This window comes from Rhizobium sp. 01L419 (assembly GCF_056400025.1).
The window spans coordinates 551,376-571,887 of sequence record NZ_JBFTSM010000003.1; the positions used below are offsets into that span (position 1 = coordinate 551,376).

A 20,512-nucleotide genomic window follows, 5' to 3' on the forward strand; every position below is an offset into this window, starting at 1 on the left:
TGATGACCGACAGCTTTATCATCGCCATCGACGGCCCGGCCGCGGCGGGCAAGGGCACGCTTTCGCGCCGGATCGCGGAGCAATACGGCTTCCACCACCTCGATACCGGCCTCACCTACCGGGCGACGGCCAAGGCGCTCATCGATGCCGGGCTGCCTCTCGACGACGAGACGGTTGCTGAAAAGATGGCGCGCGAGGTTGAACTGGCCGGGCTCGATCGCGATATACTCTCGAGACACGAGATTGGCGAAGCCGCCTCGAAGATTGCCGTGATGCCGGCGGTTCGCCGGGCGCTGGTCGAGGCGCAGCAGCGGTTTTCCGGGAAGTTGCCGGGAACGGTTCTCGACGGTCGCGATATCGGCACTGTCGTCTGCCCTGGCGCACCGGTGAAACTTTACGTGACGGCATCGCCGGAGGTTCGCGCCAGACGCCGCTACGACGAGATCGTCGGCAAGGGTGGCTCGGCGAATTTCGATGCGATTTTCGAGGACGTCAAACGACGCGACGATCGCGACATGAACAGGGCGGACAGCCCGATGAAACCGGCGGTCGATGCGCACTTGCTTGACACGTCGGAAATGAGTATAGAAGCCGCGTTTCAAGCTGCAAAGTCGTTTATCGACGCCGCTTTGAACCGAAATGCCTAAGACAAGCGATTTTCCGTGCTTCGTGCGCGGGACGCTTATGCGAAAGCAAGCCTGAAATTCCGTCCAAGCGCCGGATTGCCTTCTTAAAAGAGGGCGGACTGGGTTCAGGCCCATTTAACTCGAACCAACCGGCGCATACGTGAGCCTTGAAGCTATCGAAGGCCACGCAGGAGATTTTATGTCAGTAGCTACTCCCTCTCGCGAGGATTTCGCGGCCCTTCTCGAAGAGTCCTTTGCCAAGAACGATCTGGCCGAAGGTTATGTTACCAAGGGTATCGTCACGGGCATCGAAAAGGATGTCGCCGTTGTTGACGTCGGCCTGAAGGTCGAAGGCCGCATCGCGCTCAAGGAATTCGGCGCTCGCGCCAAGGATGGCCAGCTCAAGGTTGGCGACGAAGTCGAAGTCTACGTTGAGCGTATCGAAAACGCGCTCGGCGAAGCAGTTCTGTCGCGCGAGAAGGCTCGCCGCGAAGAAAGCTGGGTCAAGCTCGAAGCCAAGTTCGAAGCTGGCGAGCGCGTCGAAGGCGTTATCTTCAACCAGGTCAAGGGTGGCTTCACGGTCGACCTCGACGGTGCGATCGCCTTCCTGCCGCGTTCTCAGGTCGACATTCGTCCGATCCGCGACGTTACTCCGCTGATGCACAACCCGCAGCCCTTCGAAATCCTCAAGATGGACAAGCGCCGCGGCAACATCGTGGTTTCGCGCCGTACGGTTCTGGAGGAATCCCGTGCCGAGCAGCGTTCTGAAATCGTTCAGAACCTCGAAGAAGGCCAGGTTGTTGACGGCGTCGTCAAGAACATCACCGATTACGGTGCGTTCGTTGACCTCGGCGGCATCGACGGCCTGCTGCACGTCACCGACATGGCATGGCGCCGTGTGAACCATCCGTCGGAAATCCTGAACATCGGCCAGCAGGTCAAGGTTCAGATCATCCGCATCAACCAGGAAACCCACCGCATCTCGCTCGGCATGAAGCAGCTCGAGTCCGATCCGTGGGATGGCATCCAGGCCAAGTATCCGGAAGGCAAGAAGATCTCCGGTACCGTTACGAACATCACCGACTACGGTGCGTTCGTCGAGCTGGAGCCGGGCATCGAAGGCCTGATCCACATCTCGGAAATGTCCTGGACCAAGAAGAACGTTCACCCCGGCAAGATCCTGTCCACGAGCCAGGAAGTCGAAGTCGTCGTTCTCGAAGTCGATCCGTCCAAGCGCCGTATTTCGCTCGGCCTCAAGCAGACGCTGGAAAACCCGTGGGCAGCATTCGCCCGCAGCCATCCGGCCGGCACTGAAGTCGAAGGCGAAGTCAAGAACAAGACCGAATTCGGCCTGTTCATCGGCCTCGACGGCGATGTCGACGGCATGGTTCACCTCTCCGACCTCGACTGGAACCGTCCGGGCGAACAGGTCATCGAGGAGTTCAACAAGGGTGACGTCGTCAAGGCTGTCGTTCTCGACGTCGATGTCGAGAAGGAACGCATCTCGCTCGGCATCAAGCAGCTCGGCAAGGATGCGGTCGGTGAAGCCGCTGCTTCCGGCGACCTGCGCAAGAATGCTGTCGTTTCGTGCGAAGTCATCGCTGTCAACGACGGCGGTATCGAAGTGAAGCTCGTCAGCCACGAGGACATCACTTCCTTCATCCGTCGCGCCGATCTCGCTCGCGATCGCGACGAACAGCGTCCGGAACGCTTCTCGGTCGGCCAGACCGTCGATGCCCGCGTCACCAACTTCTCCAAGAAGGACCGCAAGATCATGCTGTCCATCAAGGCTCTGGAGATCGCGGAAGAGAAGGAAGCCGTTGCTCAGTTCGGTTCGTCCGACTCGGGCGCTTCGCTCGGCGACATCCTCGGCGCGGCTCTGAAGAACCGCGGCGAATAATCCTTCGCTGATCCATTGAAATAAGAACCCGCCGGAGCGATCCGGCGGGTTTTTTGTCTTAGGGGAATGTCTGGAATTATTCCCAGCCGACCATGCGCTGGTAGAGGGCATAGACCGGATCGGCGACCGTTGCCGGAGCAGTAGACGGATCGGGATCAAACATTTTCGGCTGGCGCCGCTCCTCCCGCGGGGCTTCCTCCCCGCCGGCCTGCTGCTCGTCGCCGCCCTGACCGGATTGCGCCTGCTGCTGCTGATCCTGCGAGCCACCATTTTCATGATGGCGCTGAGGAGGCTCGTCCGCCTTGGTCGCCTTATACTCATCGCGGGCGAACTGATAAGGGGTTTGCGCGTAGGGAAGGCCTTCCGGCATGCGGGCCGCGAGCGGAACATAGGAGAGCGTTTCGACGACTGCGACGGGAACCGTTTGCGGCTGCGCGACGATTTCGCGGGCGGGACGCGCCGTCTGGGCAACAGCAGCGATCTCCGCCTGGGACGGGCGAAAAGCCTGGGCGGCCTGGGCAGATGCAGGCTCGAGAACATCTTCCGGGGTCGTTCGAACCAGGCTCTCCGTCGCCTCGCTGATGACGGCCTCGTCCAGCATCGCATCGATTTCGACAGCGGCTTCGACAGGGGTCTCCGTCAATAGGACGGCGGCTTCCTGCTCGCGGATGATCGTTGCGATCATCCGCGAAACCTGCTCGGTCATGGAGCTGACGATACCGGTCCAGTTGCGCGGGATAACCGGATCGGCCTTGGCGGAGATTGCCTGCTGTTCCGGCTGAGACTGCTCAGCGGCTTTAACCTGTTCCGGTTCGACCACTTCCTGCTCTGCCGGCGCAGGCTGGACTTCTTCCGTCTCTCGCAGCATGACTGCCTGCGGCGAAGTTTCTTGCATCACCGTCGCAGACTGGCCCCGACCGCCGGTCTGTTGGTCCTCGACGGTTAGATCGACCGCCCCGACAACAGGTGCTTCTGCCGAAGCGGTTTGTTCGGCGAGATCAGGCATTCCCGCAGCCGGCTTTGCGGCGGGCTGGCGTGCGGTGGGCAGGTTGTCTTGCTGCAGCTGGATTTCCGGCCGCGTCTCGATACGCGGCGGCGCCCCATCATTCTGGCGATAAGAGCGGACAACGGCGCGGGCTGCGAGATCCCTGTCCTTATGGCTGATGATCTCCAGATAGGAGATGACACGTGCGGCTTCCGGACCAGTGGGATTCTTGAGGGCCGCGGCGACCATCCTCAGTGGCAGACTGTGGCCATCATCGGAAAGCTGGCGTTCGACCGCATCAATTGCGGCGTCGGGCATGCGGCGGATGGCCTCGGCGACACGAGTGGCAAAAGCCTGATCGGATTCACCTTCGCCGCGCTGCAGGGACATGGTGCGCCCGGTGGCATTGATGATGTCGAGAAGCGCTTCAATCATGCGCTGGCGCGCGGCAATGAGCAGGATATTGAGCTTGCCGGCAATCGCGGCATTGAGGTCGGCTGCTTCAACTGCATTCACCGGGGTGGGGGCGACCACCGACCGGCCGAGGCCGCCGGCAACGATTGCCGCCGTCTGGCCCTGAGAAGAAAGACTTGCATTGGACGCTGAACGAACGGGAGACAACACAGGCATGCTCCTTTCGCAAAGTGGCTATGAAAGCAGGTTTTACAAAGAGACCGCGCTCATCCGGCCCCTTGCATCCTGGCAGATCCTCCTGTCCGCACCGGCGCACTTTTTGCGCCGTCGAATGCATAAAAATTAATGATAATGTTACTGAAAATCCCTTAACGAATAGCTAACGACCGCGGACGTGTTATCCGCGGGCCAGTCAGCATTTCCAATGAAATGCTGACTCAGCTATGGGCAAAGATATCCGCCTCTTCCCAGCCGAGAAGATCGAGCTTGGCTCGTGTCGGCAGGAATTCGAAGCAGGCCGTCGCATGCTCCAGACGGCCGTCACGAATGAGGCGCTGATTGAGCTTGTCACGCAGCGCATGCAGATAGAGCACGTCGGAGGCGGCGTATTCGAGCTGCGCCTGTGAAAGTGTTTCGGCAGCCCAGTCGGAGGATTGCTGCGCCTTGGAGATATCGACTTCGAGCATCTCCTTGAGATTATCCTTCAGGCCGTGGCGATCCGTGTAGGTACGGGTCAGGCGCGAGGCGATCTTCGTGCAGAAGACCGGCGTCGTGGTGACACCGAACGTATGGAACAGCACGGCGATGTCGAAACGGCCGTAGTGAAAGATCTTCTGGTGTGTCGGGTCGGCAAGCAGCGCGACCAGGTTCGGAGCTTCCTTCTGACCAGCCGCAATACGGATCACGTCCGCAGAGCCGTCACCCGGCGAAAGCTGCACGACGCAGAGCCGATCCCGGCGCGGCACGAGGCCGAGCGTTTCGGTATCGATCGCGATTGCCCCGGTGTAACGGGCGGCATCCGCCGCGGAAATATCGCCTTGGTGATAACGGATGGTGGCCGCCATGGGATGTCTCTCGTTCAGCTTCGTCTTTCCGGGCTATATCGCAAAGGGCGGAAGCGCGAAACCGCTTTTCCTGCTGCGGGCCAGCTATCAGGCGGCGGCGCGTCGTCCGTTCAATAGTGCGGTGGCCTGGTGATCGCCGGCGCCTCCAGCGACTGTTCCTCCAGGCTCAGGAAGCGCTCAGTCAATCGGTCAAGCTTGGCGCGCGTCTGCTCCATGACCTTCCATTGTTCGGCAAGCTGATCGGAAAGCTCATCGATCGTCTTTGCCTGGTGGGCCAGCATTTCTTCCAGTCTGGTAATGCGGGCTGCCTCGTCGGACATCGGTTTTCTCCCCTGATATCAGGTGGCATTCCAAAGCCGAAATAGGCCGGGGCGTCAATGGTTTCGAGGGTCAAAGCAAAGGATTCCGAAAGTGAACCGTTTGGTTACCAAAAGGCCTTGCCGCGCCTCATGATGTGGGGTAGGCCGATATCCATATGGGAGGAAAACTGATGGATGTAGGCAATGGCTTTCTTCATCCGGACCGGCTCTTTCCCGCCGATCCGGCAACGCGGACAATAGCGCGCGATCTCTACGAGACGGTGCGCGGTCTTCCAATCGTCAGCCCGCACGGGCATACCGAACCATCCTGGTTCGCAGACGACAAGGCCTTCGAAGACGCCGCTTCGCTGCTCGTCATTCCCGACCATTATCTCTTCCGCATGCTGCACAGCACCGGCACCAAACTCGACGAGCTCGGCGTGCCACGGCTTGACGGCAAGCCGGTGGCGAGCGGCCGGGATATCTGGCGTGCTTTCGCCTCCAGATACCATCTTTTCCGCGGAACGCCGTCGAGCCTCTGGGTCGATCATGCCATGTCGGCCGTGCTAGGCTGCACAGAGCCGCTGACGTCTGAGAATGCCGATGCGCTCTACGATCATATCAATGCGCAGCTGAAACTTCCTGAGTTCAGGCCGCGGGCACTGCATCAGCGCTTCGGCATCGAGACGATCGCCACTACCGAGGGCGCGCTCGATCCGCTTCCCCATCATCAGAAGATGGCGGCGGACGGCTGGATCGGCAAAGTGCGGACCACCTACCGACCCGATAGCGTCACCGATCCTGATGCCGTCGGCTTCCGCGACAACCTTGTCAAGTTCGGCGAGATCACCGGCTGCGACATTACCAGGTGGGATGGGCTGATCGAGGCCCATCGCAAGCGGCGCGCCTATTTTCGCCAGTTTGGCGCGACGGCGACCGACCATGGCGTGCCGAGTGCCTTTACGACCGATCTGCCGCTTACCGAGAAGCAGGCGCTACTCGACAAGGCGCTTAGTGGCCCGCTTTCAGCCGCCGATGCGGAACTTTTCCGCGGGCAGATGATGACGGAAATGGCCGGCCTCTCTGCCGAAGACGGCATGGTGATGCAGATCCATGCCGGTTCGCGCCGCAATACCGACCGCGAGCTTTTCGAAACCCGCGGACCGAACATGGGCGCGGATATTCCGACGCGCACCGACTGGGTCGGCGGCCTCAACGCCCTGCTTTCGAAATACGGCCATGCGCCTGATCTGCGCATCCTGCTCTTCACGCTCGACGAGACGACTTATGCCCGCGAACTGGCACCGATGGCCGGCCACTGGGCCTGCCTGATGATCGGCCCGCCCTGGTGGTTCCACGATAGCCCGCTTGGCATCCGCCGTTATCTCGATCAGGTGGTGGAGACGGCCGGCTTTGCCAATCTCGCCGGCTTTAACGACGATACCCGCGCCCTGCTATCGATCCCCGCGCGCCACGACGTCTGGCGGCGCGAGATCTGCCGTTTCCTGGCGCAGCTTGCTGTCGAACACCGGATTTCCAGGAAGGAAGCCGAGATCGTCGCGCGCGAGCTTTCCTATGACAATGCAAAGAAGGCCTATAAGCTGTGAGCGACAGACTGCAGAACGTGACCGGCCTTGCGCCAACTGCGAAGCTTCCTGCCTATGACCGGAATGCGCTGAAAGCCGGCATCCTGCATCTCGGCCCAGGTGCCTTCTTCCGCGCTCATTTCGCGCCCTTCACGGATGGCGCGCTGGCAGCTGCCGGCGGCGATTGGGGCATCGAGGTAGCAAGCCTGCGCACGCCTGATGTTGCGGACAATCTGAGCGCCCAGAACGGGCTCTATACGGCGCTGATCCGGGACACCTCGGGTACGACGGCGCAGGTGATCGGCTCTATCCTGAAAACACATGTGGCGCCGCGTGATCCAGCAGGCCTTCTGGCGCGGCTTGAAGACCCTGATATCCGCATCGTCAGCATGACGGTGACGGAAAAGGCCTATGGTTTCGATCCGGCAACGGGCGGCCTCGACCTCAAGCACCCCGATATTGTCGCCGACCTTGCCAATCGGCATTCGCCGCGTGGCGTCATTGGCTATCTGGTGGAAGGCCTTGCACGCCGCCGGCAGAAGGGCATCGCACCCTTTACGCCACTGAGCTGCGACAACCTGCCAAGCAACGGTGCCGTGCTGAAGCGCCTCGTGCTGGAATTCACCTCCCGCATAGATACCGATCTGCATCGATGGATCGAGGCGAACGTGCCCTTCCCTTCGACAATGGTCGACCGCATCACGCCGGCAAGCACCGATGCGACCTACGCCGATGCCAAGCGGCTGACGGGCCGCACGGATATGGCGGCGATCGAGACGGAACCCTTTACCCAATGGGTGATCGAAGACCATTTCGCCAATGGCCGGCCGGCCTGGGAGAAGGTTCACGGCGCGCTGATGGTCGAGGAAGTCTCGGCCTATGAGAAGATGAAGTTGCGTATGCTGAATGGTGCGCATTCGCTGCTCGCCTATCTCGGTTATATAGCAGGCTATGAATTTATCCGCGATGTGATGGGTGATGCAGGGCTTGCCGCCCTTGCCCGTCGGCACATGAATGCGGCGGCGGCAACGCTCGATCCGGTTCCAGGCATCGATCTTGACGCCTATGCGGACGAATTGATAGCGCGCTTTGCAAACAAGGCTATCGCGCACCGCACCTATCAGATTGCCATGGACGGCACGCAGAAGCTGCCGCAGCGCCTGCTGGAGCCGGCGACGGAAGCGCTGGCCAAAGGCAGCAAGGCCGAAACCTATGCAATCGCCGTTGCGGCGTGGATGCGCTACGCCATTGGGGTCGACCGCAAGGGCGAACGCTACGAGTTGCGTGATCCGCGGGCGGGGGAGATTGCAGCACTTCTCGACGGTGTGCCGCGCAACGGCGAGGCAGTTTCGAAAGCACTGCTCGACCTGCCGGGGCTGTTCCCGAAGGCGCTTACCGAAAACATCGCCTGGACCGATGATGTGACGAACAAGCTGGAGATCCTGATCCAGGACGACAGGCTGCCCCTCTATTGAAGGGGTAGCGACCCTTTCTCATCCCTGTGACTGTCTCGGGGATGAGGACATATGAAAGGAATCGGCTCCGTCGCGGCCGTTTTAAACCTTTACCCGTTCCATTTCGGGGTCATAGAGCGGCTTCAACGAGATCTTGCAGGGCACCCGTTTGCGGGCGACATCCAGCTCATAAGTGCCGGACAGGACGAAATCCTCCGTCACCCCGTCAGGGTTACGGACATAGCCGTAACCGATCGGCTTGCCGATGGTGTAGCCAAAGCCGCCGCTGGAGAGCCAGCCAACGCGCTTGTCGTCGCGATAGATGGTTTCACGTCCGAGCAGGACGATATCAGGGTCATCGGGTACGAAGCAGGCAAGTATCTTCTTCACGCCACCTTCAAGCTGACGTTCGATCGCTTCACGACCCTTGAAGGGCATGTTCTTCCGCGTCTTCACCGCCCAACCGAGACCAGCTTCAACAGGCGTGTGATCGGGGCCGATGTCGGAACCCCAGGCGCGATAACCCTTTTCCAGGCGGCAGCTCTCGATGGCGCGGTAACCAGCGTTGACGAGGCCGAACTGTCCGTCCGTCGCCATCAGTGCGTCATAGACTGTGGTCGCATACTCGATCGGCACATGCAGTTCGTAACCGAGTTCGCCGACATAGGTGATGCGCAGCGCCCGGACGGGGCAGCCGGCAATGCCGATGGTCTTGACGCGACCGAAGGGGAAGGCGGCGTTTGAGACGTCGCTGGTCGTGACCTTCTCCAGAATGGAACGGGAATTCGGCCCCATCAGCGAGAGCACGGTATAGGCGGAGGTAACGTCAACGAGTTCGGCGTGGAGACCGTCGGGGATGTTGCGCGAGATCCAGTCGAAATCATGCGTGGCAAAACCGGTGCCTGTGACGATGTAATATTCGTTTTCGGCGATGCGGGCGCAGGTGAGGTCGCATTCGATGCCGCCCTTGTCGTTCAGCATCTGCGTGTAGATCAGCGAACCGACGGGCTTTGCAACATCGTTGGCCGCAAGCCAAGACAGCGCCGCTTCGGCATCCCTGCCCTTCAGCATGAATTTGGCAAAGGAGGTCTGGTCGAAAATGACGGCCGCCTCGCGCACCGCCTTGTGTTCGCGGCCGACGGCATCGAACCAGTTCTGGCGGCCATAGGTATAGATATCCCGGGGCTCTTCGTTGGCGAAGAGATCGGCAAACCAGTTCGGCCGCTCCCAGCCGAGTTTCTCGCCGAAGCTCGCGCCCTGCGCCTTCAGCCTCTCGTAAAGCGGCGACTTCCGGCAAGGGCGGCCGCTTGTATATTCCTCAAGGGGGAATGCCGGCGTGTAGTGCTTGCCATAGGCCTCGAGCGTGCGGGTGCGGACCCAGTCCGTATCGAAGTGCGGGCGGCCGAAGCGGCGGATATCGACCGGCCAGAGATCATAGGGCGGCTCGCCCTTCGTGACCCATTCGGCGAGCGCCATACCGGCACCACCGGCCGATGCGATGCCGAATGCATTGAAGCCGGCACCGACGAAGAAGTTCTTCAATTCCGGTGCCTCGCCGAGGATGAAATTGCCGTCGGGTGTGAAACTCTCCGGCCCGTTCAGAAGCTGCTTGATGCCGGCATTTTCGAGCGCCGGCACGCGGCCGAGCGCCTGTTCCATGATCTGCTCGAAATGGTCGAAATTGCTGTCAAGGAGGGTGTAGTGGAAACCCTCAGGAATGCCGTCCAGGGCCCAGCCAATCGGATTCGGCTCATAACCGCCCATGACGATGCCGCCGACCTCCTCCTTGTAGTAGGTCAGGCGATCGGGATCGCGCAGCGTCGGCAGATTGGAGGGCACGCCGAAGGATTCGGTGATGATGTATTGATGCTCAACTGACACCAACGGCACGTTGACGCCGAAGCGGCTGGCGAAGCTGCGCGTCCATTGGCCGGCGCAGACCACGACGCGCTCGCATTCGATGCGGCCTTGCGCGGTAATGACGGCGCGGATCCTGCCCTTGTCGATTTCGAGATCGAGAACTTCGGTATCCTCGAAGATCGTCGCGCCAGCCATGCGGGCGCCCCTGGCGAGAGCTTGTGTGATGTCAGACGGATTGGCCTGGCCATCCGTCGGCAAGTAAGCAGCACCAACGAGATCGTCTGTTGTCATCAGTGGCCACAGATCGAAAGCTTCCTGCGGGCTCAGGATATGCATTTCGAGGCCGAAGGATTGGGCCGTCGTCGCCTGGCGTTTGACCTCTGTCCAGCGCTCCTGATTGCAGGCCAGCCGCAAGCCGCCATTCATCTTCCAGCCTGTGCCGAGGCCTGTCTCGGCTTCCAGCTTCTTGTAGAGATCGACGGAGTACCCGAGAAGCTGGGTGATATTGGCGCTGGTGCGCAACTGGCCGACGAGGCCCGCGGCGTGGAACGTGGTGCCTGATGTCAGCTTCTTGCGTTCCAGGAGCACTGTATCGGTCCAGCCGAGTTTTGCCAGATGATAGGCGGTGGAGCAGCCGATGATGCCGCCGCCGATGACCACGGCCTTTGCCGTCTTCGGTAATTCCTTCGTCATTCAATGATCCTGTTCAAATGCCCGATAGGCGCGCTCAAAACGGCTAAGATTTTCGGCCGTATAGGTTGCGTAGTCGAAATCGATGGCCGAATGGATTTCGGAGATCATGCTCCACAGCGTCTCGCGCAGCAGCGAGGCGCATTTCATAGCCTGGTAGCGGCGGCGCAGATCATCCGTCAGCGGTCGCTCGAAATAGGTCTCCAGCATGAGCCACTCCGCCTCCCCGGAAAACTCGCTGTTGGAAGCGAGACCACCGAGATCGAAGAGCGGCGTGTTGAAGCCGGCATAGTCCCAGTCAATCAGCCAGAGCCGTTTGCCATCATCCAGGAAATTGGCAGCGAGCAGGTCGTTATGACCGAAGGCGATCTCGAAGGGCCCCGCAGCTTCTTCGAGATACTCGGCTTTCCCCAGCAAGCCATCCAGCAATGGCGCATAAATGGTGTTTGCTGCCTTCAGGTTTGCGACATAGTCGCGGATCACGTGGAAGACCCAGAAGATCATCGCCTGACCGCGAAAATGGCGGGCCATGTCGTAATGGCAGGTGCGGATCAACGGAATGAGGCGAGCAAGCGTTTCCGGCTTGCTCACATCGCCGGGCGATAGCGGCGCGGCGTCGATAAAATCAAGAACCAGCACACCCGGCACGTGATGGATAACGGCAGGCGAGATGCCGGCCGCATGTGCGGCGCGGCTTGCGGCAAGCTCGTTCTGCCTGTTGATATGATGGACCGGAATATCGTTGCCCAGGCGGACGACCCGCCGCAGCGCACCATCTCTCACCAGGTAGTTCCGGTTGGTGAGGCCGCCGGTGATCGGGACTATGTCGATCGGGCCCTGCCAGATGCCAAGCGCATGAATCCTCTCTTCAGGCGTCACGCATATCCCCCTCGTAGCCCTCAAGGAAATGATGGGCTTGAGAGGGATCGGCTGTCAAGCTGCGGCTATTTCAGATCGTCTTGCCACTCGCGTCGAAAACGTGACAGCGGGCGGGATCGAAGGAGGCTTTCACGTTTGTGCCGCGCTCGACCTTCTGCTGGCCATCGAGCGCGATGGTCAGCGGCTGGTTGTCCGGCGTCGTGGCGTACAGCATCGTGGCGCCGCCGAGGTTTTCGACGAGATCGACATTGACGGTCGAAAGGGCAGTGCCGCCTTCCATCAGGGAGAGATGTTCCGGCCGGACGCCGAAGGTGACGTCCTGGCCCGGCTGACCTGCAAGCCGGCGGCCGAGTTCGATGGAGTTGCCGCAGACATTGATGGTCGAGCCGGCATCGCCAATGCGCTCGATTTTGGCGCTGAGAAAATTCATCTTCGGGCTGCCGATGAAGCCGGCGACAAAGCGGTTCGCAGGATTGTTGTAAAGATCGAGCGGGGCGCCGACCTGTTCGATGCGGCCGGAATTCAGCACGACGATCTTGTCGGCCATCGTCATGGCCTCCACCTGGTCGTGGGTGACGTAGATCATTGTGTTTCCAAGGCTGCGATGCAGGCGGGAAATCTCCACGCGCATCTGTACTCGCAGTTCGGCATCAAGGTTGGACAGCGGCTCGTCGAAGAGGAAGATACGCGGCTCGCGCACGATGGCGCGGCCGATCGCAACGCGCTGGCGCTGGCCGCCTGATAGCGCTTTCGGCTTGCGTTCGAGCAGCTTCTCGATCTGCAGGATCTGTGCGGCGCGGCGCACTTTCGGCTCGATCTCGGCTTTCTTGTAGCCTGCCGTCTCCAGACCGAAGGCCAAGTTCTTGTAGACCGACATATGCGGATAGAGAGCGTAGGACTGGAAGACCATGGCAATGCCGCGCTTGGCGGGGGTCACCTCGTTCATGCGCTCATTGTCAAGCAGCAGAGCGCCGCCGGAAATTTCCTCAAGGCCGGCGATCATGCGCAGCAGCGTTGACTTGCCGCAGCCCGAAGGGCCGACGAAGACGGCGAATTCACCGGGATCGATCGTCAGGTCGATGCCGTGGATGACATCCAGTTGGCCATAGCGCTTTTCGACCTTCTGAAGAACGACACTCGTTGCCATGTTCCGAAATCCCCTCTTATTTGGTTCTTGCACGCCAATCGGCGTATTTCGGGCTGTCTGGACCGATCGGCAGGGCGACATCGGCGCCGCTATCGGAGGATTGATAGATGGCCGTGACCAGTTCCAGCGCGCGCCTTGCATCGGCGCTCGTCACCGGAAGCGGACCCTTGGCCATCAGATAATCATGGAAGCGCAGCATCTGCGTGTTGAAACGCAGCGGCACAGGCTGCCAGTCGGCGATGACGGCATCGATCTTCGCCTGCACTTCATCGTCGGCAGCGATGATCTGCCAGGGGTCTTGGCCGGGCGCATAGGCCTCATGATTGCTTTCGAAGGTGATGTTCTCGAAGTTCAGCCTCAGCCGACTGATCTCGTTCTGCGAGCCGAGCGTGCAGGAGAGCGAAACAAAGGCGCCATTCTGCATCTGCAGGCTGACCGAGGCGCAATCTTCGACCTCGATCTCGTTGACGCGGGTCGCGACGCGGCCGAAGACACGGGTGGCGGGACCCGCGAGATAAAAGAGCATGTCATGCAGATGGAGCGCGTGAGTGACGAGCACGCCGCCGAGTTCGGATGCCCATTTGCCGCGCCAGGGAACGGCGTAATATTCCGGCTTCCTGCGCCAGAAGGTTTCGACCGAACCCATGTAGAACTTGCCGGCGAGACCGGCATCGATGATGCGCTTGGCCTTTTCGACGCCATCGCCATACCGATACTGAAAGATCGGCATCAGCGTGCCCTTGGCGGTCTTTTCGGCCTCGATGATTTCGTCGGCGCCGGCGAGCGAGCCGGTAAGCGGCTTTTCGCAGACGACGTGCTTGCCGGCAGCCAAGGCCGCGATGACCTGCTCCTTATGGATACCGGGGGGCGTGCAGATATCGATGATGTCGATACTGTCGTCGGCGAGCAGCTCAGCGAAGGAGGTGGTGCGCCGTTCGATGCCGAATTCGTCGCCGATCGACTTCAGGCGCTCCTCGTTCAGGTCGCAGATCGCTGCGACCTTGAACTTGTCCGGATGCGGCAGATAACCCTCGACGATGTGGGAGCGGCCGATACCGCAGCCGATGATCGCGACTGTCTTGATGCTCATGTCATTCTTTCCTGTCTGGCTTTCCTGTCCGATCCATCAACGCTTCATACCGGTCGTGGCAATGCCTTCGATCAGCAGGCGCTGGAAGAACAGGAAGAAGAAGAACACGGGCACGAGTGTCAGAGTCGACATGGCAAACAGTCCGCCCCAATCGGATGCGCTGGTGGAGTCCACGAAGGTGCGCAGGCCGAGCTGGATCGTGTAGGTGTTCATGTCGTTGAGGTAGATCAGCGGACCGAAGAAATCGTCCCAGGTCCAGATGAAGGAGAAGATCGCGGCCGTGGCCAGAACCGGCAGCGACAGCGGCAGCATGATCTTCCAGTAGATGCGCCAGGCACTGCAGCCGTCCATCATCGCGGCCTCATCGAGTTCGCGCGGGATGCCCCGGAAGAACTGCACCATGAGGAAGATGAAGAAGGCGTCGCTGGCCAGGAACTTTGGCACGACCAGCGGCAGGATGGTGTTGACCCAGCCGAGGTCGAGGAAGAGCACATATTGCGGGATCAGCGTCACGTGATAGGGGATCATCAGCGTGCCGAGCATGATCGCGAACCAGAAATTCCGGCCGGCAAAACGTAGCCGCGCGAAGGCGAAAGCCGTCAGCGAACAGGCAATGACATTGCCTGCCACGACCAGCAGCGAGATGACGAGCGAATTCCAGAAGAAACGGCCGAAGCTAATGTCGAGGCCGGTCCAGCCGCGCACATAGGAGGAGAAATCGACCGACGACGGGATGAGCGAGGTCGAGGAGAAGATCTCGTTTTCCGGCCTGACCGACGCCGATACCATCCAGAGCAGCGGATAAAGCATCAGCAGAGAGGCGGCGATCAGCAGCGCGTGGATGACGAGCGTTGCCGGCAGGCTGCGCTTGGTGATGTCAGATGGCGGCCTGGCCGCAGTGACGGAAGCGGTCATCTCAGTCATCGTAATGCACCCAGTAGCGCGAGGTCAGGAAGGAGAAGGCGGTGAAGATCGCAATGATCACCACGAGGATCCAGGCGAGTGCCGAGGCATAGCCCATGCGGAAATTGCCGAAGGCTTCCTGATAGAGATAGAGCGTGTAGAACAGCGTCGAATTGATCGGGCCGCCTGTGCCGCCGGAGATGATGAAGGCTGGCGTGAAGGCCTTGAAGGCATCGATCGTCTGGACGACGGCGTTGAAGAAGATCACCGGTGTCAGAAGCGGCAGGGTGATCTTGTAGAACTGGCGGAATTTCGAGGCGCCGTCGAGGCTGGCGGCCTCATACATATCCTGCGGGACCTGCCGCAGGCCGGCAAGGAAGATGATCATCGGCGAACCGAACTGCCAGACGGAGAGCGCGACCAGCGTGTAGATCGAATAGCTCGGATGCGAGATCCAGCTCGGGCCGACGATGCCGAAATGAGAGAGTGCAGCATTGACGAGGCCGTCGCTTGCAAAAAGCTGGCGCCACAACACAGCAATCGCCACGCTGCCGCCGAGAAGCGACGGAAGGTAGAAGATCGCACGGTAGACCGGCAGCCCGCGGATGCCCCGGTTCAGTGCGAGTGCGACGAGCAGTGCAAAGGTGAGCTTGAAGGGAACCGACAGCACGACGTAAGTCAGCGTGACGGTCATGGCCGACGCGAATTTCGGATCGGCCGTGGCGATGCGCACGTAATTTGCCGCTCCTACCCATCCAGGCGCCCTCAACATGTCGAAGTCGGTGAAGGAGAGATAGAGCGAGATCAGGGCCGGGCCGAGCGTCAGGCCGAAGAAGCCTACCAGCCAGGGGAGCAGAAAGAGATAGCCGGGAGCATTGGCATTCCACAGCCGCCGGAAGCGTCCGTCAGCCCGTACTCCCTGATATCTTTCAACAGTTACCGTCCCTGCGGACGTGCGCATCGCATTTGTCATATAAGATCAACCCCGCGCGAGAAGTCGCGTGATTTCGTCCACGAGCTGCTTGCCGGCATCGGCCGGAGTAAGCTGGCCGAAAGCGACCTGTTCAGAGATGGTGCGCAACACGACCTGGCCTTCACCAGCGCCGGTCGGCGGCGGGGGCGGAAGCGGGCCTGCGAGATCGCCGAGACCGCTGACATATTCGAGCGGGACCTTGCCGGTTTCATCGAGCGTGCCGGCAACGACGTCACGCATCGCCTTCGATTCCGGAATGCCCCGTTCGACATCGAGAATCTTGGCAGCATCAGGGTTCTTGACGAAAAAGTTGACGTAGTCGACAGCCTGATCGACCACCTTCGACTGGGCGGAGACCGAGAAGAACATCGAAGGCTTGCGGTAGTGGCCGCCCTTCGAGTCCGGATTGATCCTCATGTAGTTGCTGAGCATCAGCTTGTCCTTGACCATCGCCTGATAGCCAACGAACTGGTTGGAGTGGGCGTAATCGCAGGCAGCCTTGCCGACGGTCAGCGGGCTGGTGTCGATCGTATCCTTGTAGAGCGCCTGAATGTCGGGCGTTACGCAGGCTTTAGCTTCACGGAACTTGGCCCACATGTCGAACCATTCGGAAGCATCCTCGGCACCGAAAGCGATCTTCGAATCGGCCGTATACAGCGCCTTGCCGCGCTGGCGCAGGTAGTTTTCCAAGAGCGGCTCGCCGCCGCTGCCATCGGCAAAGCCGAAATAGCCCTTGCGCTTGCCGGCCTTGGTGATTTCGGCACCGATCTTGCCGAATTCTTCCCAGGTCGTCTTGTTGGTCGGGACGTCGATGCCGGCTTCCTGGAAGGCGACGGTATTGATGACTGTCGCTGCTGAGTTTGCACCAAGGCTGACGCCGTAAAAGTGGCCGTCGACCTTGCCGCCTTCGATCTGTGCCGGATCGAAATCATCGATCTGCAGTTTCGACGGCATATAGGATTCCAGCGGGGCAAGCGCGCCGCGCCGAGCGTATTCGACGATGTAGCGATAATCCATCTGGATGATGTCGGGCGCGTTGCGGCCAGCCACCTGCGTGGCAAGGCGCGGCCAGTAATCGGCCCATCCGAGGAATTCGCCGGTAATCGAAACGCCGCTATTCTTGGCTTTGAAAAGGTCCGAGACCTTGTTGGTGCGGTCAGCGCGCGGCTGAGAGCCCCACCATATGAGGCGCAGGCGGTTTTCCTGCGCAAAAGCGCTGTTTCCGAGCGCTGACAGCGAAAGGAGCGTGGCTCCGCCCGCCATGAAATTACGTCTGCTTACACGAAAAGTCATATTGGTTTTCCTCCTCCCAACAAGAAGCGCCTCCACACGCTTCCGAATTAGCTATCTTGCAACAAATAACTAATTGGTTACAAGTTATGTTCAAAGCCTCCGGGCTGTCAAGCGGTGTTGGTGGTCCGGTTGCGCCTGCCAATTTGAGTTTTTACATTGTCCCGCTTTGGCCGTATGAGCGCAACATGGGGAAAATAGGGGAAATCCGATGAACGACACCGGGGAGAGCGCAAAAAAGAAAATCAGGCGCCCATCCACCGAGCGCACCGCCCAACGCGATCCGGAGCGCACCCGCGCGGCCATTCTGGAAGCCGCTACGCGGGAATTTGCCGAAAACGGCATGGGGGGAGCACGTGTCGATGCCATCGCCGAGCGGGCCGGCACCAACAAGCGGATGCTTTACCACTATTTCGGCGACAAGGAGCAGCTCTATCTGCGCGTTCTCGAGGAGGCCTATGTCGGTATCCGCACCGCCGAGCGAGCGCTGAATATCGGCACCCGCAGCCCGGAGGAAGGCATTGGAGAGCTTGCGCTCTTTACCTGGCGCTACTTCCTGCAGCATCCGGAATTTCTAAGCCTGCTTGGCACGGAAAACCTGCACCGCGCACGCTGGCTGCGCCAATCCGTTCGGCTCAAGGAGCTGCATTCGCATCTGATCGGCGAACTTTCGCAGGTGCTGGAAGAAGGCAAGAAGGCCGGTGTCTTCATCGAGAGCGCCGATCCGCTGCATGTCTATCTGACAATTGCCTCGCTCGGGTATTTCTATCTCTCCAATCAGTACACGCTTTCGACGATCTTCGGTCGGGACATCATGACGTCAGCCAATCTCGACGCCTGGGAACACCAAATAGTCCACGTCACGCTCGCCTCGATAAAGCGCTGATTTTCAAAAAACCGAAATGGCTATTGACAGCAATATTCCACTTCTGCCATCAAGTAACTGTTTAGTTACTGGCACGGGAGGGCCGGGCTGACTGCCCACTCCCGACGCGGAAGAGCTCGCAGGGAGAGAACAAATGGCACGCTTGGGGATCATTTTGCACGGCGTCACCGGCCGTATGGGCTATAATCAGCACCTCGTTCGTTCGATCCTTGCCTTTCGCGATCAGGGCGGCATCACGCTGAAATCGGGCGAAAAACTGGAAATCGACCCCATTATCGTCGGCCGCAACGGCGCGAAGATGGAGGAGCTTGCCAAGAAGCATAACATTAAGCGCTGGTCGACGGACATCGACGCCGCGCTTGCCAATCCCGATGATACCGTCTTCTTTGATGCCGGGACGACGCTGATGCGCGCCGAGCTGCTGTCGAAGGCGCTCGACGCCGGCAAGCATGTCTACTGCGAAAAGCCGATTTCCGATGACCTGCAGGTGGCGCTCGACCTCGCCCGCAAGGCGCGCGCCTCCGGTCTCAAACATGGCGTGGTGCAGGACAAGCTCTTCCTGCCAGGCCTGCGCAAGCTGGCGCTGCTGCGCGATTCAGGCTTCTTCGGCAAGATCCTCTCCGTGCGCGGTGAATTCGGCTACTGGGTCTTCGAAGGCGACTGGGGCGTTCCGGCCCAGCGCCCCTCCTGGAATTACCGCAAGGCCGATGGCGGCGGCATCATCCTCGATATGCTGTGCCACTGGCGCTATGTGCTCGACAATCTCTTCGGCGAAGTGAAGTCCGTTTCCTGCCTGGGTGCTACGCATATTCCAAGCCGTATCGACGAACAGGGCAAGCCCTACGACTGCGACACCGACGATGCAGCCTATGCGACTTTCGAGCTGGAAGGCGGCGCGATCGCGCAGATCAACTCATCCTGGGCGGTCCGCGTTCGCCGCGACGATCTCGTGACCTTCCAGGTCGACGGCACGCATGGTTCTGCCGTTGCCGGCCTGACGAAATGCTGGAGCCAGCACCGCGTCAATACGCCGAAGCCGGTCTGGAACCCGGACCAGCCGCAGACGATCGACTTCTACAAGACCTGGGACGAAGTGCCGGATACGCAGGCCTTCGACAACGGCTTCAAGGCGCAGTGGGAAATGTTCATTCGCCACGTCGTCGAGGATGCTCCTTGGCCCTACGGCCTGGAAGCCGGCGCCAAGGGCGTCCAGCTTGCAGAACTCGGCCTGAAATCCTGGGCAGAGCGCCGCTGGCTCGACGTTCCGACGCTGGAGTTCTAAGCCGTGACGACGATCAATCTTCCCCTCGACGGCAAGATCGCTCCTTATACGCTGACCGGTGCGCCGATCGAGCTTAAGAAGCGGGACGCTAAGAGCTTCCCGCGTGTCGCTTTCGCCGCCGCTCATGTGGTGGCCGATCCACTAGCCGACAATGATCCGTGGCTGACGCCGGCGATCGACTGGGAACGGACACTCGCTTTCCGCCACCGCCTGTGGGATCTCGGCCTTGGCGTCGCCGAAGCGATGGATACGGCCCAGCGCGGCATGGGCCTCGGCTGGCCGGAAGCCCGCGAGCTGATCCGTCGCGCGCTTGCCGAAGCTGCCGGCCGCAAGGACGCGCTGATTGCCTGTGGCGCCGGCACCGACCATCTGACACCCGGCCCCGACGTGACAATCGACACGATCATCCGGGCTTACGAAGAGCAGATCGAGACGGTGGAAGCCGCCGGTGGTCGGATCATCCTGATGGCAAGCCGCGCGCTTGCCGCCGCCGCCAAGGGGCCCGACGACTATGTCAAGGTCTATGACCGGATCCTTCGCCAGGTAAAGGAACCTGTCGTCATCCACTGGCTCGGCGAAATGTTCGACCCGGCGCTTGCCGGATACTGGGGCAATGGCGACCATCTGAAGGCAATGGAAACCTGTCTGCAGGTGATCGAAGCCAATGCAGCGAAGGTCGATGGCATCAAGATCTCGCTCTTGTCGAAGGAGAAGGAAGTGACGATGCGTCGGCAACTGCCGAAGAGCGTGCGCATGTATACCGGCGACGACTTCAATTACGCCGAACTGATCGCTGGCGACGAGCAGGGCCATTCGGATGCATTGCTCGGCATCTTCGATGCCATCGCACCGGCAGCCTCCGCAGCACTTGATGCGCTCGGCCGCAAGAGCGACCACGAATTCTTCGACCTGCTCGAGCCGACCGTTCCGCTGTCCCGCCATATCTTCAAGGCACCGACCCGTTTCTACAAGACCGGTGTCGTTTTCCTCGCCTATCTCAACGGGTTGCAGGATCATTTCACGATGATCGGCGGCCAGCAGAGCACGCGTTCCCTGACACATCTGGCGGAGCTTTTCCGCCTGGCCGACAAGGCTCGGGTTCTTGCCGATCCGGAACTCGCAACCGCGCGCATGAAACAGGTGCTTGCCATCAACGGCGTTCACTGATCGCCCGCACGGCAATG

At 60.4% G+C, this 20,512-nt stretch carries 17 protein-coding genes; 7 read left to right on the forward strand and 10 right to left on the reverse strand.

Features of this window, described 5'->3' with window-relative positions; genetic code table 11:
• The first annotated feature begins 2 nt into the window (after positions 1–2).
• Together cmk and rpsA are read left to right on the forward strand one after the other, a co-directional pair.
• Positions 3–647 (forward strand): (d)CMP kinase, encoded by a 645-nt coding sequence (cmk, locus tag AC1DUP_RS09750; protein ID WP_477832534.1) that lies wholly within the window; start codon positions 3–5, stop codon positions 645–647.
• Positions 648–825: 178 nt separating this feature from the next.
• Entirely contained in the window at positions 826–2,526 is a 1,701-nt protein-coding gene (gene rpsA / locus AC1DUP_RS09755) for a 30S ribosomal protein S1 (protein WP_113298065.1), read from the forward strand.
• Positions 2,527–2,602: 76 nt separating this feature from the next.
• Here rpsA and AC1DUP_RS09760 read toward each other — a convergent pair whose 3' ends face one another.
• The 3 genes from AC1DUP_RS09760 to AC1DUP_RS09770 form a co-directional block, all read right to left on the reverse strand.
• The gene (locus AC1DUP_RS09760) at positions 2,603–4,135 is read right to left on the reverse strand and encodes a hypothetical protein (protein ID WP_477832535.1); all 1,533 of its coding nucleotides are present in this window, start codon (positions 4,133–4,135) and stop codon (positions 2,603–2,605) included.
• Between the two features lie 227 nt (positions 4,136–4,362).
• The gene (locus tag AC1DUP_RS09765) at positions 4,363–4,989 is read right to left on the reverse strand and encodes a ribonuclease D (protein WP_113298064.1); all 627 of its coding nucleotides are present in this window, start codon (positions 4,987–4,989) and stop codon (positions 4,363–4,365) included.
• 110 nt (positions 4,990–5,099) lie between these two features.
• Complete coding sequence (locus AC1DUP_RS09770) at positions 5,100–5,309, reverse strand: SlyX family protein (RefSeq protein ID WP_113298063.1); 210 nt, start codon at positions 5,307–5,309, stop codon at positions 5,100–5,102.
• Positions 5,310–5,479: 170 nt separating this feature from the next.
• On the opposite strand from AC1DUP_RS09770, the gene uxaC reads away from it, so the two are divergent.
• Positions 5,480–6,895, forward strand: coding sequence for a glucuronate isomerase (uxaC, locus tag AC1DUP_RS09775; protein WP_477832536.1), 1,416 nt, complete (start codon positions 5,480–5,482; stop codon positions 6,893–6,895).
• Positions 6,892–8,349, forward strand: a complete 1,458-nt coding sequence (locus AC1DUP_RS09780) for a mannitol dehydrogenase family protein (RefSeq protein WP_477832537.1) — start codon at positions 6,892–6,894, stop codon at positions 8,347–8,349. Before uxaC ends, AC1DUP_RS09780 begins: the two co-directional genes overlap by 4 nt.
• Positions 8,350–8,430: 81 nt before the next feature.
• Here AC1DUP_RS09780 and AC1DUP_RS09785 read toward each other — a convergent pair whose 3' ends face one another.
• The 7 genes from AC1DUP_RS09785 to AC1DUP_RS09815 form a co-directional block, all read right to left on the reverse strand.
• Positions 8,431–10,881 carry a GcvT family protein gene (locus tag AC1DUP_RS09785; RefSeq protein WP_477832538.1) on the reverse strand — a complete coding sequence of 817 codons (2,451 nt, stop codon included), beginning with the start codon at positions 10,879–10,881 and terminating at the stop codon, positions 8,431–8,433.
• Entirely contained in the window at positions 10,882–11,757 is an 876-nt protein-coding gene (locus tag AC1DUP_RS09790) for a phosphotransferase (RefSeq protein WP_477832539.1), read from the reverse strand.
• Positions 11,758–11,827: 70 nt separating this feature from the next.
• Positions 11,828–12,904, reverse strand: a complete 1,077-nt coding sequence (locus tag AC1DUP_RS09795; RefSeq protein WP_477832540.1) for an ABC transporter ATP-binding protein — start codon at positions 12,902–12,904, stop codon at positions 11,828–11,830.
• Positions 12,905–12,920: 16 nt separating this feature from the next.
• Positions 12,921–13,994 carry a Gfo/Idh/MocA family protein gene (locus tag AC1DUP_RS09800; RefSeq protein WP_477832541.1) on the reverse strand — a complete coding sequence of 358 codons (1,074 nt, stop codon included), beginning with the start codon at positions 13,992–13,994 and terminating at the stop codon, positions 12,921–12,923.
• A 36-nt stretch (positions 13,995–14,030) separates the two neighbouring features.
• Positions 14,031–14,909, reverse strand: coding sequence for a carbohydrate ABC transporter permease (locus AC1DUP_RS09805; RefSeq protein WP_018114858.1), 879 nt, complete (start codon positions 14,907–14,909; stop codon positions 14,031–14,033).
• Position 14,910: 1 nt separating this feature from the next.
• Positions 14,911–15,870: a carbohydrate ABC transporter permease gene (locus AC1DUP_RS09810; RefSeq protein WP_162748416.1), complete on the reverse strand. Its 960-nt coding sequence runs from the start codon at positions 15,868–15,870 to the stop codon at positions 14,911–14,913.
• 6 nt (positions 15,871–15,876) lie between these two features.
• Positions 15,877–17,163 (reverse strand): ABC transporter substrate-binding protein, encoded by a 1,287-nt coding sequence (locus tag AC1DUP_RS09815; protein WP_477832542.1) that lies wholly within the window; start codon positions 17,161–17,163, stop codon positions 15,877–15,879.
• Positions 17,164–17,371: 208 nt separating this feature from the next.
• On the opposite strand from AC1DUP_RS09815, the gene AC1DUP_RS09820 reads away from it, so the two are divergent.
• The 3 genes from AC1DUP_RS09820 (at position 17,372) to AC1DUP_RS09830 (ending at position 20,495) form a co-directional block, all read left to right on the forward strand.
• Positions 17,372–18,046, forward strand: coding sequence for a TetR/AcrR family transcriptional regulator (locus tag AC1DUP_RS09820; RefSeq protein ID WP_477832543.1), 675 nt, complete (start codon positions 17,372–17,374; stop codon positions 18,044–18,046).
• A gap of 133 nt (positions 18,047–18,179) precedes the next feature.
• A complete protein-coding gene (locus AC1DUP_RS09825) occupies positions 18,180–19,328 on the forward strand; it encodes a Gfo/Idh/MocA family protein (protein ID WP_113307156.1) in 1,149 nt (382 codons plus the stop codon).
• A 3-nt stretch (positions 19,329–19,331) separates the two neighbouring features.
• Positions 19,332–20,495 carry a dihydrodipicolinate synthase family protein gene (locus tag AC1DUP_RS09830; RefSeq protein WP_477832544.1) on the forward strand — a complete coding sequence of 388 codons (1,164 nt, stop codon included), beginning with the start codon at positions 19,332–19,334 and terminating at the stop codon, positions 20,493–20,495.
• Positions 20,496–20,512: the final 17 nt, after the last annotated feature.